The organism is Streptomyces sp. NPDC045678 (assembly GCF_056432085.1).
Genome location: NZ_JBWKJS010000011.1, coordinates 282,306 through 299,306, shown reverse-complemented (window position 1 = coordinate 299,306; position 17,001 = coordinate 282,306). Strand labels below are relative to the sequence as shown.

Annotated in this window: 12 protein-coding genes; 1 reads left to right on the top strand and 11 read right to left on the bottom strand. The window is 70.5% G+C overall.

Annotated elements, in window-relative coordinates; translation table 11 throughout:
* Positions 1-42: 42 nt before the first annotated feature.
* The 8 genes from AC07DO_RS34150 to cpt all read right to left on the bottom strand — a co-directional run bounded on the left by AC07DO_RS34150 (position 43) and on the right by cpt (position 10,753).
* Positions 43-1,737 (bottom strand): proline--tRNA ligase, encoded by a 1,695-nt coding sequence (locus tag AC07DO_RS34150; RefSeq protein ID WP_479065331.1) that lies wholly within the window; start codon positions 1,735-1,737, stop codon positions 43-45.
* Positions 1,738-1,811: 74 nt separating this feature from the next.
* On the bottom strand, positions 1,812-2,363 hold the full coding sequence (locus tag AC07DO_RS34145) for a GNAT family N-acetyltransferase (protein WP_479065329.1): 552 nt from the start codon (positions 2,361-2,363) through the stop codon (positions 1,812-1,814).
* 29 nt (positions 2,364-2,392) lie between these two features.
* The gene (locus tag AC07DO_RS34140; RefSeq protein WP_479065327.1) at positions 2,393-3,241 is read right to left on the bottom strand and encodes a GNAT family N-acetyltransferase; all 849 of its coding nucleotides are present in this window, start codon (positions 3,239-3,241) and stop codon (positions 2,393-2,395) included.
* A gap of 254 nt (positions 3,242-3,495) precedes the next feature.
* Entirely contained in the window at positions 3,496-4,653 is a 1,158-nt protein-coding gene (ispG, locus tag AC07DO_RS34135) for a flavodoxin-dependent (E)-4-hydroxy-3-methylbut-2-enyl-diphosphate synthase (RefSeq protein ID WP_479065325.1), read from the bottom strand.
* A gap of 190 nt (positions 4,654-4,843) precedes the next feature.
* Positions 4,844-6,145 (bottom strand): M50 family metallopeptidase, encoded by a 1,302-nt coding sequence (locus tag AC07DO_RS34130; protein ID WP_479065323.1) that lies wholly within the window; start codon positions 6,143-6,145, stop codon positions 4,844-4,846.
* The gene (dxr, locus tag AC07DO_RS34125) at positions 6,142-7,410 is read right to left on the bottom strand and encodes a 1-deoxy-D-xylulose-5-phosphate reductoisomerase (RefSeq protein ID WP_479065321.1); all 1,269 of its coding nucleotides are present in this window, start codon (positions 7,408-7,410) and stop codon (positions 6,142-6,144) included. The genes AC07DO_RS34130 and dxr overlap by 4 nt, the downstream gene beginning before the upstream one ends.
* A 55-nt stretch (positions 7,411-7,465) precedes the next feature.
* Positions 7,466-10,177 (bottom strand): preprotein translocase subunit SecA, encoded by a 2,712-nt coding sequence (gene secA, locus AC07DO_RS34120; protein WP_479065319.1) that lies wholly within the window; start codon positions 10,175-10,177, stop codon positions 7,466-7,468.
* A 48-nt stretch (positions 10,178-10,225) separates the two neighbouring features.
* Positions 10,226-10,753 (bottom strand): chloramphenicol phosphotransferase CPT, encoded by a 528-nt coding sequence (gene cpt / locus AC07DO_RS34115; RefSeq protein ID WP_479065425.1) that lies wholly within the window; start codon positions 10,751-10,753, stop codon positions 10,226-10,228.
* Between the two features lie 179 nt (positions 10,754-10,932).
* On the opposite strand from cpt, the gene AC07DO_RS34110 reads away from it, so the two are divergent.
* A complete protein-coding gene (locus AC07DO_RS34110) occupies positions 10,933-12,060 on the top strand; it encodes a serine hydrolase domain-containing protein (RefSeq protein ID WP_479065317.1) in 1,128 nt (375 codons plus the stop codon).
* 4 nt (positions 12,061-12,064) lie between these two features.
* Here the strand turns inward: AC07DO_RS34110 and AC07DO_RS34105 are convergent, their stop codons facing one another.
* From AC07DO_RS34105 to AC07DO_RS34095, 3 genes are all read right to left on the bottom strand, one after another.
* Positions 12,065-14,008, bottom strand: a complete 1,944-nt coding sequence (locus AC07DO_RS34105) for an acyl-CoA dehydrogenase family protein (protein ID WP_479065315.1) — start codon at positions 14,006-14,008, stop codon at positions 12,065-12,067.
* 77 nt (positions 14,009-14,085) lie between these two features.
* Entirely contained in the window at positions 14,086-14,967 is an 882-nt protein-coding gene (locus AC07DO_RS34100; RefSeq protein ID WP_479065313.1) for an SDR family NAD(P)-dependent oxidoreductase, read from the bottom strand.
* Positions 14,968-15,181: 214 nt separating this feature from the next.
* On the bottom strand, positions 15,182-16,627 hold the full coding sequence (locus tag AC07DO_RS34095; RefSeq protein ID WP_479065311.1) for an aldehyde dehydrogenase family protein: 1,446 nt from the start codon (positions 16,625-16,627) through the stop codon (positions 15,182-15,184).
* Between the last annotated feature and the right edge of the window lie 374 nt (positions 16,628-17,001).

The window sequence follows — 17,001 nt, the reverse complement described above, 5'->3', positions numbered from 1 at the left end:
CACCCCGTGCGGGTGCGCCCTCTCGCGTGTGTGCGGGTGCCGTCAGGCGGTGAGGCGTGCGATCGCCTCGTCGACCGTGAGCTCCTCGCGCTCGCCGGTGCGGCGGTCCTTGAGCTCGACGACGCCGTCGGCGGAGCGGCGGCCCGCGACCAGGATCTTCGGCACGCCGATCAGCTCGGAGTCGGTGAACTTCACGCCCGGCGAGACGCCGGGACGGTCGTCGACCAGGACCCGGACGCCGGCCGCGGCCAGCTTGTCCGAGACCTCGAGGGCCAGCTCGGTCTGGAGCGCCTTGCCCGCCGCCACCACGTGGACGTCGGCGGGGGCGATCTCCTCGGGCCAGATGAGGCCCTTGTCGTCGGCGTGCTGCTCGGCGAGGGCGGCGACGGCGCGGGAGACGCCGATGCCGTACGAGCCCATGGTCACGCGGACCGGCTTGCCGTTCTGGCCGAGGACGTCGAGCTGGAAGGCGTCGGCGTACTTGCGGCCCAGCTGGAAGATGTGGCCGATCTCGATGGCGCGGTCCAGCTTGAGGCCGGTGCCGCAGTTCGGGCAGGGGTCGCCTTCCTGGACGACGACCACGTCGACGTACGTGTCGACCTCGAAGTCACGGCCCGCGACGACGTTCTTGGCGTGCACGCCGTCCTTGTTGGCGCCGGTGATCCAGGCGGTGCCGGGGGCGACGCGCGGGTCGGCGATGTACTGGACCTTCGCCAGGCCCTGCGGGCCGACGTAGCCGCGGACGAGATCGTCGCGGCCCTCGAAGTCCTCGGCCGTGACGAGCTCGACGGCGGCCGGGGCGAAGTGGGCCTCGACCTTGTCGAGGTCGACCTCGCGGTCGCCGGGGACGCCGACGGCGACGATCTCGCCGTCGACCTTCACGAGGAGGTTCTTGAGGGTGGCCGAGGCGGGGACGCCGAGGTGCGCGGCGAGCGTCTCGATGGTGGGGGTGTCGGGGGTGGGGATGTCCTCGGCGGCGGGCACGTCCGCCGCGTCGACCGGCTTCAGGGCGAACGAGACGGCCTCGGTGTTCGCCGCGTAGTCGCAGTTCGGGCAGTCGGCGAAGGTGTCCTCGCCGGCCGCGGCCGGGGCGAGGAACTCCTCGGACTTCGAGCCGCCCATGGCGCCGGCGGTGGCGGCGCAGATGCGGTAGTCCAGGCCGAGGCGCTGGAAGATCTTCTGGTACGCGGCGCGGTGCAGCGCGTACGACTGGGCGAGGCCCTCGTCCTCCAGGTCGAAGGAGTACGAGTCCTTCATCAGGAACTCGCGGCCGCGCAGGATGCCGGCGCGGGGGCGGGCCTCGTCGCGGTACTTGGTCTGGATCTGGTACAGGATCACCGGCAGGTCCTTGTAGGACGTGCACTGGTCCTTGACCAGGAGGGTGAAGATCTCCTCGTGGGTGGGGCCGAGGAGGTAGTCGCCGCCCTTGCGGTCGTTGAGGCGGAACAGCTCCGCGCCGTACTCGGTCCAGCGGCCGGTCGCCTCGTAGGGCTCCTTGGGCAGCAGGGCCGGGAGGGAGACCTCCTGCGCGCCCACGGCGTCCATTTCCTCGCGTACGACGCGTTCGACGTTGGCGAGGACCTTCTTGCCCAGCGGCAGCCACGACCAGACACCGGCGGCGGTGCGGCGCACGTATCCCGCGCGGACGAGGAGCTTGTGGCTCAGGACCTCGGCGTCCGCAGGGTCGTCGCGCAAGGTCTTCGCCATCAGTCGGGACATGCGCTGGACCTGGGCCATGGTGAACTCCTGCTGTAAGGGTGGTACGCAGGAGGTTAGCCGGGGGCCGGGGGCGGGCGGAAATCGGTTACGGCTCAGAACCGCTTCGGCGGCGGTGGCAGCGGCAGGGGCGCGCCCATCACCGCGTACGGCCGGGCGGCGCTGGGGAACAGGACGCGGCGGGCCAGATCCGTGTAGCCCAGGGAGCGGTAGAGACCGCGGGCCGGGCTCTCCACGTCGATCGCGGAGAGGATCGAGCGGGGCTCGGGGACGCCTTCGGTGATGGTCGTGATGAGGGCGCGTCCGATGCCGCGGTTCTGGTGGCCCGGGTGCACGTGCAGCTCGGTGATCACGAAGGAGTCGTCGAGCCAGCCGTCCAGGTTCTGGCTGCGCAGGTACGGCTCGACGACCGTCGACCACCAGTGGCCGCGGCTGTTGGGCATGCCGTAGACGAAGCCGACGAGGCGGTCGTCGGGGGTGGTCGCGCCGAACGCGCGGGCGCCCGGGTAGGTGAGGTGCCGCAGGACGATCTGCCGCCGGACGGCCACTTCGTCGTCGCTCAGTCCGAAGGCGTGGGCCTGGACGCGCAGTGCGTCGTCCACGCGCGCGGCGAGGTCGAGCGGCGCGATCACGACATCGTCTGTCATGGGGCGACCCTACTTCGCGGCGCGTGCGTTCAGAACAGGACGCTCATGAAGGCGCCGACCTCCTGGAAGCCGACCCTTCGGTACGCCGCCCTGGCCGCGGTGTTGAAGTCGTTCACGTAGAGGCTGGCCACGGGGGCGATGTCCGCGAGGGCGTAGCGCAGGACGGCGGCCATGCCGGGGGCGGCGAAGCCGCGGCCGCGGTACTCGGGGGCCACCCAGACTCCCTGGATCTGGCACGCCTGCGACGTGGCGGCGCCGATCTCCGCCTTGAAGACGACCTTGCCGTCGCGGTCGAGGCGGGCGAAGGAGCGGCCGGAGCCGACGAGTTCGGCGACGCGGGCCTGATAGAGCAGTCCGCCGTCCCCCGCGAGCGGCGATACGCCGACTTCCTCGGTGAACATCGCCACGCACGCCGGCATGATCGTCTCCATCTCGTCCTTGCGGACACGACGGACGTACGGGTCGGGGACGATGTCGTCCGGGAGCCGGTCGGCGACCATCAGGGGCTGCTGGGCGCGGACCTCGCGGGCGGGGCCCCAGGAGGGCTCGAGGAGCCGCCACAGCTGGGCGGTGGACTCGACGGGGCCGACGATGGACGAGCAGCGGCGGCCCGCCCGGCGGGCGCGGTCCGCGAAGCCGCGGACGGCCCGCGGGGTGGCGCAGATGGGGACGAGGTTGGCGCCCGCGTAGCAGAGGGAGGCGAGCATGCCGTCCTCGTACCAGCCCCACATCTCGCCGCCGAGGCGCCAGGGGTCGAGGCCTGCCACCTGGACGCGGGCGGTCACGAAGGCGTTCGCGACCGGCTCGCGGTCGAGCACGGCGAGCGCGGCGTCGAGGTCACTCGGTTCGAGGACCCGGGTGGTGGTCTGAGTCAACACGTGCGGGGGCCTCACCATACGGTCTGCTGATCTCCGCACTGTACCTGGCGGGGGCGCCTCGTGCGGAGGCCCCTTTTGTCCGTCGGGGTGCGGGTGTTTTGTCCGTCGGGGTGCGGGTGCTGCGGCGCCCGTTCCTGACCGCCCCCGAACCCCTCCCCGCCGCTCCGCGGTCCCAGCCGGTGGGCGGGGCCCAGAGGGCGGCCCCGGTGCTCTGGGAGCTGCCGGGGCCGGAGGGGGGAGGGAGAGCGCAGGGGTCAGCCCGCGACGGAGATCGTGGGCTCGCCGGAGGCCACCCCGTCCTTCTCCATCTGCTCCGCGATCTTCATCGCCTCGTCGATGAGCGTCTCCACGATCTTGGACTCGGGCACCGTCTTGATGACCTCGCCCTTGACGAAGATCTGGCCCTTGCCGTTGCCGGAGGCGACGCCGAGGTCGGCCTCGCGGGCCTCGCCGGGGCCGTTCACGACGCAGCCCATGACGGCGACGCGGAGCGGGACCTCCATGCCGTCGAGGCCGGCGGTCACCTCTTCGGCGAGCTTGTAGACGTCGACCTGGGCGCGGCCGCAGGACGGGCAGGAGACGATCTCCAGGCGGCGCTGGCGCAGGTTGAGGGATTCGAGGATCTGGATGCCGACCTTGATCTCCTCCGCGGGCGGCGCCGAGAGGGAGACGCGGATCGTGTCGCCGATGCCCTCGGAGAGCAGCGCGCCGAACGCGACGGCGGACTTGATCGTGCCCTGGAAGGCGGGGCCCGCCTCGGTCACGCCGAGGTGGAGGGGGTAGTCGCACTGGGCCGCGAGCTGGCGGTACGCGTTGACCATGACGACCGGGTCGTTGTGCTTGACCGAGATCTTGATGTCGCGGAAGTCGTGCTCCTCGAAGAGGGACGCCTCCCACAGGGCCGACTCGACGAGCGCCTCGGGGGTGGCCTTGCCGTACTTCTTGAGGAGGCGCGCGTCCAGGGAGCCCGCGTTGACGCCGATGCGGATCGGCGTACCCGCGTCCTTCGCGGCGCGCGCGATCTCCTTGACCTTGTCGTCGAACTGCTTGATGTTGCCCGGGTTGACGCGGACCGCCGCGCACCCGGCGTCGATCGCGGCGAACACGTACTTCGGCTGGAAGTGGATGTCCGCGATCACGGGGATCTGCGACTTCTTCGCGATGATCGGCAGCGCGTCCGCGTCGTCCTGCGTCGGGCAGGCGACGCGCACGATCTGGCAGCCGGAAGCGGTCAGCTCCGCGATCTGCTGGAGCGTGGCGCCGATGTCGGACGTACGCGTCGTCGTCATCGACTGGACCGAGACCGGTGCGTCGCCGCCCACGGCCACCGTGCCGACCTGGATCTTGCGGCTGACCCTTCGGTCGGCGAGCTTGGTCGGAACGGACGGGATTCCGAGCGATACGGCAGTCATCTGGCGAGCATCCCCAAGAGTGTGGATCACAGAGTGTCGAGCACAAGGTGTGCTCATGGTCCCGAGATCGGCGGGCTCCGGATTCGAGATTACGGCACCCCCCAGGGCCCGGGCACATCACGTCCGGAAGTCCACCCAATGGTGGGCGACCCGACACACAAGGTGCCGGGCCGCCGCGAACTTCGCGTAATCAGGAGATTCTGACGGGGTTCACCACGTCCGCGATGAGGACGAGGATCGTGAAGCAGATGAAGATCCCCGCCACCACGTACGCGACCGGCATCAGCTTGGCGACGTCGAACGGGCCCGGGTCGGGGCGGCGCAGGACCTTCGCCGCGTTGCGGCGCACGGACTCCCACAGGGCGCCCGCGATGTGGCCGCCGTCGAGCGGGAGCAGCGGCAGCATGTTGAAGAGGAAGAGCGAGAGGTTGAAGCCCGCGATGAGGAACAGCATCATCGCGATCTGGTTCTCCGGCGGGATGTCCAGGGTGAAGACGTCGCCGCCCACACGGGCCGCGCCGACGACGCCCATCGGGGAGTCCTGCTTGCGCTCGCCGTCGCCGAACGCCGCGTTCCAGAGGTCGGGGATCTTGGACGGCAGGGCGATGATCGACTCGACGCCGCTCTCCATCATGTCGCCCATGCGGTCGACGGAGTCGCCGAAGGACTGCTGCACGATGCCGGTGGCGGGGGTGAAGCCGAGGAAGCCGGCGTAGACGTACTTGCCCTCTACGTAGGCACCGTCGCCGTCGGTCTTGGTGACCTGGTTCCTGATGAGGTTCGCGTGCAGGTCGAGACGCCTGCCGTCGCGCTCGACCGTGATGGTGGCCGGGCCGATGGTCTCGCGGATCTTCGACTGGAGCGCGGACCAGTCGCCGACGGACTGCCCCTGGAAGGCGACGATCTTGTCGCCGGGCTTCAGGCCCGCTGCCTTGGCGGGCGCGGCCTTGTCGCCCTTCTCGCACTTCGCGCGGTTCTCGCTCTGCTGGATGACGCAGTCGGAGACCTTGCCGACCTGGGTGGTCTGGCTGCTGATGCCGAACGTCATCATCACGCCGAGGAAGATCGCCACGGCGAGGATCAGGTTCATGAACGGCCCGGCGAACATCACGATCACGCGCTTCCAGGGCTTGCGCGTGTAGAAGAGGCGGGTCTCGTCGCCGGGCTTGAGCTCCTCGAACGCCGCCGAGCGCGCGTCCTCGATCATGCCGCGCCAGGGGGACGTGGACCGTGCCTCTATACGGCCGTCGGCGCCGGGCGGGAACATGCCGATCATGCGGATGTACCCGCCGAGAGGGATCGCCTTGACGCCGTACTCGGTGTCGCCTTTCTTGCGCGAGAACAGGGTCGGCCCGAAGCCCACCATGTACTGCGGCACACGGATGCCGAACATCTTGGCGGTCGACAGGTGCCCCAGCTCGTGCCAGGCGATCGAGAAGAGCAGTCCGATCACGAAGACGACTATCCCGAGGATCATCATCAGTGTCGTCATGCACGGGCCTCCGCGGTCGTCTTTGCTGCCAGTTCGCGTGCCCGAGCACGCGCCCAGGTCTCCGCTTCGAGGACGTCCGCGACGGTCAGGGAGGTTCCCGGCCCGCCGGTGATGGCGGCCTCGTGTTCCTCCACCGTCCTCGTGACGGCCTCCATGATGCCGTTGAAGGGCAGCGCGCCCTTCAGGAACGCGTCCACGCACTCCTCGTTGGCGGCATTGAACACTGCCGGAGCCGTGCCCGCGAGCTCCCCGACGCGCCGGGCGAGCCCGACCGACGGGAACGCGTCGTTGTCGAGGGGGAAGAATTCCCAGGTCGACGCCTTCGTCCAGTCGAAGGCCGGGGCGGCGTCGGGGACGCGTTCGGGCCAGCCGATACCGATGGCGATGGGGCCGCGCATGTCGGGCGGGGTGGCCTGGGCGAGGGTCGAGCCGTCGGTGAACTCCACCATGGAGTGGACGTACGACTGCGGGTGGACGACGACCTCGATGCGGTCGAAGGGGATGTCGTAGAGCAGGTGTGCCTCGATGACCTCCAGACCCTTGTTGACCAGCGTCGCGGAGTTGACGGTGATGACCGGGCCCATGGCCCAGGTGGGGTGCGCCAGCGCGTCCTCGGGGGTGACGTCCGCCAAGTCGGCCTTCGTACGTCCCCGGAAGGGGCCGCCGGAGGCGGTGACGACCAGTTTCCGTACGTCCGCGCGCGTGCCGGCGGCCAGCGCCTGGAAGAGCGCGGCGTGCTCGGAGTCGACCGGGATGATCTGGCCGGGCTTGGCGAGCGCCTTGACGAGGGGGCCGCCGACGATGAGGGATTCCTTGTTGGCGAGCGCGAGGGTGCGGCCCGCTTCGAGGGCGGCGAGCGTCGGCGCGAGGCCGATGGAGCCGGTGATCCCGTTGAGGACGGTGTGGCAGTCGGACGCGGCGAGCTGTGCCGCGGCGTCGGGTCCGGCCAGGATCTCGGGGAGCGGCTCCCCCGCGGCGTACTGCCCCTTCAGGGCCTCGCGCAGTGCCGGTACGGCGTTCTCGTCGGCGACGGCGACCGTCCCGACCCGCAGCTGACGCGCCTGCTCGGCGAGGAGGCCCACGCGGCCGCCCGCGGCGGACAGCGCCGTGACGCGGAAGCGGTCGGGGTTGCGCAGGACGAGGTCGATGGCCTGGGTGCCGATCGAGCCCGTGGAGCCGAGGATCACGATGTCCCGCGGTCCGTCCCCCGTGAGGGGGTCGAAGACGAGATGCGGGTCGGCGAGGGGGGATGCGCTGTCGCTCATCCCCCTATTGTGGCCGCATCCCGGGTCAGGCCCGACAGGGCGTGCCCGATCGGGGTCACCGCTTCTTGTCGCGGGGGTCGTCTCGGGGGCCGTCCCGGCTGTCGTCGGGGGTGTCGAAATCGCCCTCCTGGACGCCCTCCGCGGTGTCGATCGTCGGGGCGCTGAAGCGGAGTTGGCCGCTGGTCCTGGGCGCTTCCAGGCTTTCGGCGCGGACGTCCAGGTTGAACAGGTAGCCGACGGACTCCTCCCTGATGGCGTCCATCATGGCGGTGAACAGGTCGAAGCCCTCGCGCTGGAACTCGAACAGGGGGTCCCTGCCGAGGTAGGACCGCATCCAGATGCCCTCCTGGAGGTAGTCCATCTCGTACAGGTGCTCGCGCCACTTCCGGTCGAGGACGGAGAGCACCACGCGGCGCTCCAGTTCGCGCATGACGTCGGCGCCGAGGGCGCGCTCGCGTTCCTCGTAGCGGGCGTGGATGTCGTCGGTCAGGGTCTCGGTGATCAGCTGCGGGGTCACGTCGGCGCGGCCGCCCGCCTCCCGGTCGAGGTCGCCGGTGGTGACGCGGGCGGGGTAGAGCATGCGGCAGGCGGTCCAGAGCCGCTCCAGGTCCCACTCCTCGGCGAAGCCGTCCGCGGTCTCGGCGGCGACGTACGCCTCGATGGTGTCGGCCATGAAGTGGCGCATCTGCTCGCGCAGGTCCTCGCCCTCCAGGACGCGGCGGCGTTCCTGGTAGATGAGGCCGCGCTGGCGGTTGAGGACCTCGTCGTACTTGAGGACGTTCTTGCGGGTCTCGAAGTGGTGCTGCTCGACCTGGGACTGCGCCGAGGCGATGGCGCGGGTCACCATCTTGTTCTCGATGGGCACGTCGTCGGGGACGTTGGCCATGAGCATGACGCGTTCGACGAGTTCGGCGCGGAACAGGCGCATCAGGTCGTCGCCGAGCGAGAGGTAGAAGCGGGACCGGCCGGGGTCGCCCTGGCGGCCGGAGCGGCCGCGCAGCTGGTTGTCGATGCGGCGTGACTCGTGGCGTTCGGTGCCGAGGACGTAGAGCCCGCCGAGGCCGGTGACCTCGTCGTGCTCGGCGGCGGCCTCGGCGGTGATGCGGTCCAGGGCCGTGCGGTACCCGTCCGGGTCGTCCTCGGGGGTGCGGCCGTCCGCCCGGAGCTCGGCCTCCGCCATGGCCTCGGGGTTTCCGCCGAGCATGATGTCGGTGCCGCGGCCCGCCATGTTGGTGGCGACGGTGACGGCGCCCCTGCGGCCGGCCTGCGCGACGATCTGCGCCTCACGCTGGTGGTTCTTGGCGTTGAGCACCTCGTGCCGGATGCCGCGCCGGGTGAGCAGGGTGGAGAGGTGCTCGGACTTCGCCACGGAGACGGTGCCGACGAGGATCGGCTGGCCGGTGCCGTGCTTTTCGATGATGTCGGCGACGACCGCCTCGAATTTGACGGACTCGTCGCGGTAGATGACGTCGGCCTTGTCGGCCCGGATCATCGGCTTGTTGGTGGGGATGGGCACCACGTGGAGTTTGTAGATCTGGTGGAACTCGGCGGCCTCCGTCATGGCCGTGCCGGTCATTCCGGCGAGTTTCTCGTAGAGGCGGAAGAAGTTCTGGAGGGTGATCGTGGCGAGCGTCTGGTTCTCGTCCTTGATCTCGACGCCCTCCTTGGCCTCGATGGCCTGGTGGACGCCTTCGTTGTAGCGGCGTCCCGCGAGGATGCGTCCGGTGTGCTCGTCGACGATCAGGACTTCCCCGTCGGTGACGACGTAGTCCTTGTCCTTCTTGAAGTGCTCCTTCGCCTTGAGCGCGTTGTGCAGCTGCCCTATGAGGGAGGTGTTGGCGGAGTCGTAGAAGTTGTCGATTCCCAGCTGGTCCTCGAGGAATTCGATGCCGCTGTCCAGTACGGACACGGTGCGTTTCTTCGGGTCGTACTCGTAGTCGTACGCGACACGCAGGTCGGCCAGTTCCTGCTTGCGCTGCGGGGCCGTGAACTTCTCCTCCTGGATCGCGACGCCCCGCATTCTGCGGACGGCGTCGGCGAAGAATCCGTACCAGTGTGTCGGCTGGTCGGCTGGGCCGGAGATGATGAGGGGGGTGCGGGCCTCGTCGATGAGGATGGAATCCGCTTCGTCGACGATCGCGAAGTAGTGCCCGCGCTGCACCAGTTCACTCTTCGACCAGGCCATGTTGTCGCGCAGGTAGTCGAAGCCGAATTCGTTGTTCGTGCCGTACGTGATGTCGCAGGCGTACGCGGCACGGCGTTCGTCGGCGGTCATGTCCGCCTTGATGACGCCGACGGTCAGCCCGAGGAAACGGTAGGCGCGGCCCATCCAGCGGGCGTCGCGCTCGGCCAGGTAGTCGTTGACCGTGACGAGGTGAACTCCGTTGCCCGTCAGGGCGTTCAGATATGCGGGCAGCGTGGCGGAGAGGGTCTTTCCCTCGCCCGTCTGCATTTCGGCGACGGTGCCGATGTGGAGTGCCGCGCCGCCCATCACCTGGACATCGAAGTGGCGCATGCCGAGGACGCGCCGTGCGGTCTCGCGGACGGTCGCGAAGGCCTCGGGGAGCAGCGCGTCGAGGCTCTCCCCGCCGGCGTACCGCTCCTTGTACTCGTCGGTGAGAGCGCGGAGTTCGGCATCGGTGAGCCGCTCGATCTCACCCTCGATGGAGTTGACCTGATCCCTGACGCGTTCGAGCTTGCGCAGCATTCTGCCTTCGCCCGCCCGCATGATCCTGCCGGTGAGTTGGTCCAGCCTGAGGACGGACATGGTGCCCCCTCCCGGGCTCGCCGCCCGGTGCACTCATTGTGTGCTGGGTCACACGGCGGCAGCAATGGCTCGCGCACACTCCATCGACTCGGTGTGGGCGGTGTCGATCTCCAGGTCGTAGACCATGCCGCGGTGGACCACCTCGGCCTGGGACGCGGCCATGCCGACGGCCCGGTCGCCCCGCGCGATCTCGCGGGCCGCGGCGATCTCACCGGCGCACCGGACGCCGACCCACAGCACCGGCAGCCCGTCCAACGCCTTCTGCCAGCGCCGCTGCGACTCGCCGCCGCCCAGGAAGATCTCGTCGACGACGATCCGGGCGCCCGCGCGGACCATCGCGGCGACCCCTTCGATCCACGCCGCCTCCAGGGCCCGGAACTCCTCCCCGACGCTCACCGTGCCGTCCGCGGCGAACCCGATGCCGCCGTCCGCGGACCGCAGGGACGCGGGCATCGCGTCGACCAGCGTGTCGGCGCCGAAGGCCAGCCACGGCCCCGGCAGGACCGACTGCAGACACCGCACGATCCCGGACTTCCCCGAGCTGGAACCACCGTTGAGAACGATCACCTGGGTCATCACCGGGCCACCGTAGAAGCGCCGCGCCACCGCTCCAAACGATTTCCCGGGGTTGGCGCCGGGCGGCGCGTCTTCGGGGCGGGATGCGCGACGGATGGCGGACGATCTCGTCACGGGTGCTCCCGCAGGATGGCCGCGATGGAGCCCGAAAGCGCAGCACCCCGGAGAGGACCCCTGTCATGACGACCCGATCCCCCTTGCCCGCCCCCGACCGGTTGCAGTCCGCCCTGGACGCCGTCCACCACGCCGGTGTGCCGGGCGTCTTCGCCGAGGTGCGCGACGGCGACCGCGTGTGGCGCGGCGCGTCCGGCGTCGCCGACCTCGACACCGGCCGTCCCGTCGACCCCGACATGCGCCAGCGTGTCGGCAGCGTCACCAAGACCTTCACCGCCGTCGCGGTCCTGCGGCAGGTCGAGGAGGGCAGGGTCCGGCTCGACGAGCCGATCGGCACGTACCTGCCGGAGCTGGTGCCCGGCGAGCGCGGCCGGGAGATCACGGTCCGGATGCTGCTCGACCACACCAGCGGCCTCAGCGACTACCTCCCGTACGCCTTCCCCTCGCTCAAGGGCCTGCCCGTCCTGAAGGACGTGTCCCCAGCGAGCCTGGACGACAACCGGTTCCGCGAGTTCCGCCCGGCCGAGCTGATCGCGATGGGCCTCGCGGCGCCTCCCGGCGGCGCGCCAGGAGGGCCCGTCGGAACGTACTCCAACACCAACTACCTGCTCCTCGGACAGCTTCTCGAGCAGGTCACCGGCGTGACGGCGGAGAAGTGCATCACCCGGGACGTCATCGAACCCGCCGGACTGCGGAACACCTCGTTCCCGACCGGGACGCACATCGAGGGGCCGCACTCGCTGATGTACGAAGCGCTGTACGGACTGATCGAACCGCCGCGCGACTACAGCGTCTACGACATGTCCTGGGTGATGACGGGCGCGGGCCTCGTGTCGACCGTCGCGGACCTCAACCACTTCTACCGCGAGCTGCTCGACGGCTGCGTCGTCGACCGGTCGTCGCTGGAGCAGATGCAGCGCACGGGTCCGGTGCGCGCCCTGGACGGCAGCAAGACACTCGACTACGGCCTCGGCCTGACGCGGACCGAGGGCCCGGGCGGCCGCGTCCACTGGGGGCACGAGGGCACGGTCTGGGGCGCCGGGACGACGTCCCAGACCAGTGCCGACGGCCGGCGTCAGATGTCCCTCGCCGTCAACCTCATGCGGTGGAACAAGCCGGACGCCTCGGGGAAGCCACAGCCGCACGCCATCGACGGCGCGCTCGCGGCCCTGCACCAGCTGGCGCTCGGCTGACCGCTCACCCCTCCTTGATCACCCTGCGCACATCCGGCCGTGGCGTCGCGGGCAGCGCGGTGTCCGCGATCCACGGGCCGTCACCGGAGGGGTCGACGACCCCTTCCTCCAGCCAGGTGTACGTCCCCGAGAGGACGCCCTTGACCACCTTGCGGTCCAGGTCGTCGGTGTTGGTCCACAGCCGGCCGAACAGTTCCTCGATCCGGATGCGGGACTGGCGGCAGAAGGCGTCGGCCAGTTGGTACGCCTCGCGGCCGTGGTCCTCGGTGGTGCGCAGGAGTTCGGCGCGCACGCACGCCGCGCTCATCGCGAACAGCTCGGCGCCGATGTCGACGACGCGGCCGAGGAAGCCCTGCTTGGTCTCCATCTTCCCCTGCCAGCGGGACATGGCGTAGAAGGTGGAGCGGGCCAGCTTGCGGGCGCTCCGCTCGACGTAGCGCAGATGGCCGGAGAGGTCAGGGTGGCCCTCGGGGTGGAACTCGGAGTAGGACCGCGGGAGTTGGCCGGGCCCCGCCACCAGCTTGGGCAGCCAGCGAGCGTAGAAGCCACCGGCCCGCGCGCCCGCCTTCGCCTTGTCGGACAGGGTCTTGTCGGGGTCGATGAGGTCGCCGGCGACCTTCAGGTGGGCGTCCACCGCCTCGCGGGCGATCAGCAGGTGCATGATCTCGGTGGAGCCCTCGAAGATGCGGTTGATGCGCAGGTCGCGCAGGACCTGTTCGGCGGGGACGGCGCGTTCGCCGCGGGCCGCGAGGGACTCGGCGGTCTCGAAGCCGCGGCCGCCGCGGATCTGGACGAGCTCGTCGGCCATCAGGCAGGCCATCTCGGAGCCGTACAGCTTGGCGAGGGCCGCTTCGATGCGGATGTCGTTGCGGTCCTCGTCGGCCATCTGCGAGGACAGGTCGAGGACGGCCTCCAGCGCGAAGGTCGTCGCCGCGATGAAGGAGATCTTCGAGCCGACCGCCTCGTGGAACGCGACGGGCTTGCCCCACTGCTCCCGGGCGGCCGACCACTCGCGGGCGATCTTCAGACACCACTTGCCCGCACCGACGCACATGGCGGGCAGCGAGAGCCGCCCGGTGTTGAGGGTGGTCAGGGCGATCTTGAGGCCCGCGCCCTCGGATCCGATGCGGTTGGCGGCGGGGACCCGTACGTTGTGGAAGCGGGTCACGCCGTTCTCCAGGCCGCGCAGGCCCATGAACGCGTTGCGGTTCTCGACGGTGACGCCCTCGGACGCGGCCTCCACGACGAACGCGGTGATGCCGCCCTTGTGGCCCTCGGACTTCGGCACCCGCGCCATGACGACGAGCAGGTCCGCGACGACGCCGTTGGTGGTCCACAGCTTCACGCCGTCCAGGACGTACTCGTCGCCGTCGGGCACCGCCATCGTCGCGAGGCGCGCCGGGTCCGAACCGACGTCGGGCTCGGTGAGCAGGAACGCGGTGATGTCGGTACGGGCACAGCGGGGCAGGAACGCGTCCTTCTGCTCCTGTGTGCCGAAGATCTTCAGGGGCTGCGGTACTCCGATCGACTGGTGCGCGGAGAGCAGCGCGCCGATCGCGGGGCTGGCGGAGCCGACCAGGGCGAGGGCCTTGTTGTAGTACACCTGCGTGAGACCCAGCCCGCCGTACTTCGTGTCGATCTTCATGCCGAGGGCGCCGAGCTCCTTGAGGCCGTTGAGCACCTCGTCGGGGATCTTCGCCTCGCGCTCGACGCGCGCCGGGTCGATCTTCGTCTCGCAGAAGTCGCGGAGCTTGGCGAGGAACTCCTCGCCGCGCTGCGCGTCCTCGTCGGGCGGCATCGGGTGCGGGTGGACGAGGTCGAGACGGAATCGGCCGAGGAAGAGTTCCTTGGCGAAGCTGGGCTTGCGCCAGTCCTGTTCGCGGGCGGCCTCGGCGACCTGCCGGGCCTCGCGTTCGCTCACGGACGGTTTGGGGGTTGGTGCGGACATGAGGAGCTCACCTCGCCGCGGAGTGGGGCCGTCGGGCCGGTCGGCCCGATCGTGACCCGGTCGGTTACTGACTGGTGCTACTGGATCGTTGGTACCCGATTCGCCCCGCGCGTACCAGTCCTCGCGCAGCCTTCGCTCCCCCGGGGGAGGTCGAGGAGACGGTGGGTCAGCTCCGTCAGGCGGGCCCTGGCCCCGGTGTCGTAGGCCTGCTCGTGCGCACGGGTGTCGGTGTACCGGTCGAAGTAGCGGCCGGTCGTGCCGTGCAGTTCGGGGTCGACGAGCAGCCGCACGGTGGGCCGTACTCCCTCGTCGACGCCGACGAGCGGGGCGAGGCCGTACGCCCTTACGCCCTCGGTGTCCATGAGGTGCGCCGGGTGGAGGGTGTTCACGGTGACGCCGGTGCCGTCGAGCTCGGCGGCCAACTCGAAGGTCGCCATGATCATCGCGAGCTTGCTCCGGCAGTAGGCGCGCAGCCCTTCGTAGCCGTGCTCCAGCATGATGTCGTCGAAGTCGACCGCCTCCTGCCCGATGGAGGCGACGTTGACGACGCGGGCGGGCGCGGACGCGGTGAGCAGGGGCAGCAGGCCGCGGACGAGGGCGTAGGGGGCGAGGTGGTTCACGGCGAACCGCAGTTCGTGCCCCTGTGCGCTGAACTCCCGCCGGAGGGGTTCGGCGCCGCCGCCCGCGACGGCGTTGTTGACGAGTCCGTCGAGCCGGGGTTCGGCGGCGGCGATCTCGGCGGCCAGTGTGCGCACCTGGTCGAGGTCGGCGAGATCGGCGAGGTAGGTGCGGACGGGGGCGTCCGGGGCGTGGTCCCGCACCTCCGCGGCGACGGCGTCCAGGCGGGTCCGGTCGCGGCCGTGCAGGAGGACGGCGTGACCGCGGGCGGCGAGGTCGAGTGCGATGCCGCGGCCCAGGCCCTGGGTCGCGCCGGTGACGAGGGTGGTGTGTCGGTCCATGCCGACCAGGGTGGCGGCGCGGGGCGTCGGGTGGGGAGAGCGTGCGGAGCCTGGTGTCACCACCACCAGGCAGGCTCTTGGGCGTACGACAACGGCCGGAGCCCCCGCACAGTGGGCTCCGGCCGTCGGTCTCGGGACGCTTTCGGTCTTGGGACGCTGTTGGTCTCGGGACGCTTTCCGTCTCGGGGCGCTTTCCGTCTCGGGACGCGCGGTCCTACAGGGCGAGGCCCGTCAGGACCATGACGCGCTCGTACGTGTAGTCGTCCATCGCGAAGCGCACGCCCTCACGGCCCACACCGGACTGCTTCACGCCGCCGTACGGCATCTGGTCGGCGCGGTAGGAGGGGGCGTCGCCGATCACCACGCCGCCGACCTCCAGGGCGCGGTGCGCGCGGAAGGCGGTCTGCAGGTCGTGCGTGAAGACGCCCGCCTGGAGGCCGTACTTGGAGTCGTTGACGGCGTCGAACGCCTCGGCCTCGCCGTCCACCTTCTTCAGGGTGAGGACGGGGCCGAAGACCTCCTCACAGGCGATCGTGGTGTCGGCCGGTACGTCGGCGAGGACGGTCGGCGCGTAGGAGGCGCCGTCGCGCCTGCCGCCGGCGAGGACCTTGGCGCCCGCCTTCACGGCCTCGTCGACCCAGGACTCCACGCGCTTGGCGGCGTCCTCGTTGACCAGCGGGCCGACTTCGGTCGCCGGGTCGGACGGGTCGCCGGTGACCTGGGCCTCGACGGCCTTGACCACGCGCGGCACGAGCCGGTCGTACACGGACGCGTCCGCGATGACCCGCTGCACGGAGATGCAGGACTGGCCGCCCTGGTAGTTGGAGAACGTGGCGATGCGAGAGGCGGCCCAGTCGAGGTCCTCGTCGGAGGAGTAGTCGCCGAGGACGACGGCCGCGCCGTTGCCGCCGAGCTCCAGGGTGCAGTGCTTGCGCGGCACCGAGTCCATGATCGCGTAGCCGACCTTCTCGGAACCCGTGAAGGAGATGACCGGCATCCGCTCGTCCTGGACGAGGGCGGGCATCTTGTCGTTGGCGACCGGCAGGATGCTCCAGGAACCGGCCGGCAGGTCCGTCTCGGCGAGCAGCTCGCCGAGGATCAGGCCGGAGAGCGGGGTGGCCGGGGCCGGCTTCAGGATGATCGGCGCGCCGACCGCGATGGCCGGGGCGATCTTGTGCGCGCAGAGGTTCAGGGGGAAGTTGAACGGCGCGATGCCGAGGACGACGCCCTTGGGGAAGCGGCGGGTCAGGGCGAGACGGCCCTGGCCGCCGGCGTCGGTGTCCAGGCGCTGGGCCTCGCCGCCGTTGAAGCGGCGGGCTTCCTCCGCGGCGAACCGGAAGACGGAGACGGCGCGGCCGAGCTCGCCGCGGGCCCACTTGATCGGCTTGCCGTTCTCGGCGGAGATCAGCTGGGCGATCTCCTCGGTGCGCTCGACCAGGCGGTTCGAGACGTGGGTGAGGGCGGCGGCGCGGACGTGGGCCGGGGTGGCGGCGAACTCGTCGCGCACGGCGTACGCGGCGGCGACGGCTTCCTCGACCTGGGCGTCGGTCGGTACGGCGGCCTTGCCGACGACCCGTCCGTCCCAGGGCGAGGTGACGTCGAAGGTGGTCTCGCCGGTGGTCTGGCGACCGGCGAGCCAGAAGGCGTGGATGGAAGTCATGTCGATTCCCGGCCCTTCCGCGGTGGTGTGTCTAGGGGTACGTACGTCCCTCACGGTAGGGGTATGGGCGGGCGTCGACGTTTGTCCTGCGCGGAGTGCTGGCCGGGGGCCTTGTGCCGCTTTGTATGTGTGGCCCCTCCTGCGGCGTGGCGGATTCCTCTTTGACCGCGGGCCGGTGGGGCCGGGCGCGCAGTTCCCCGCGCCCCTGGTAGGACACCCCCCGCCGCCTTCGCGGTTGACCTGCGCCGGGGCGGGTCTTCTTTCACCGCGGGCCGGTGGGGGCCGGGCGCGCAGTTCCCCGCGCCCCTGGTAGGACACCCCCCGCCGCCTTCGCGGTTGACCTGCGCCGGGGCGGGTCTTCTTTCACCGCGGGC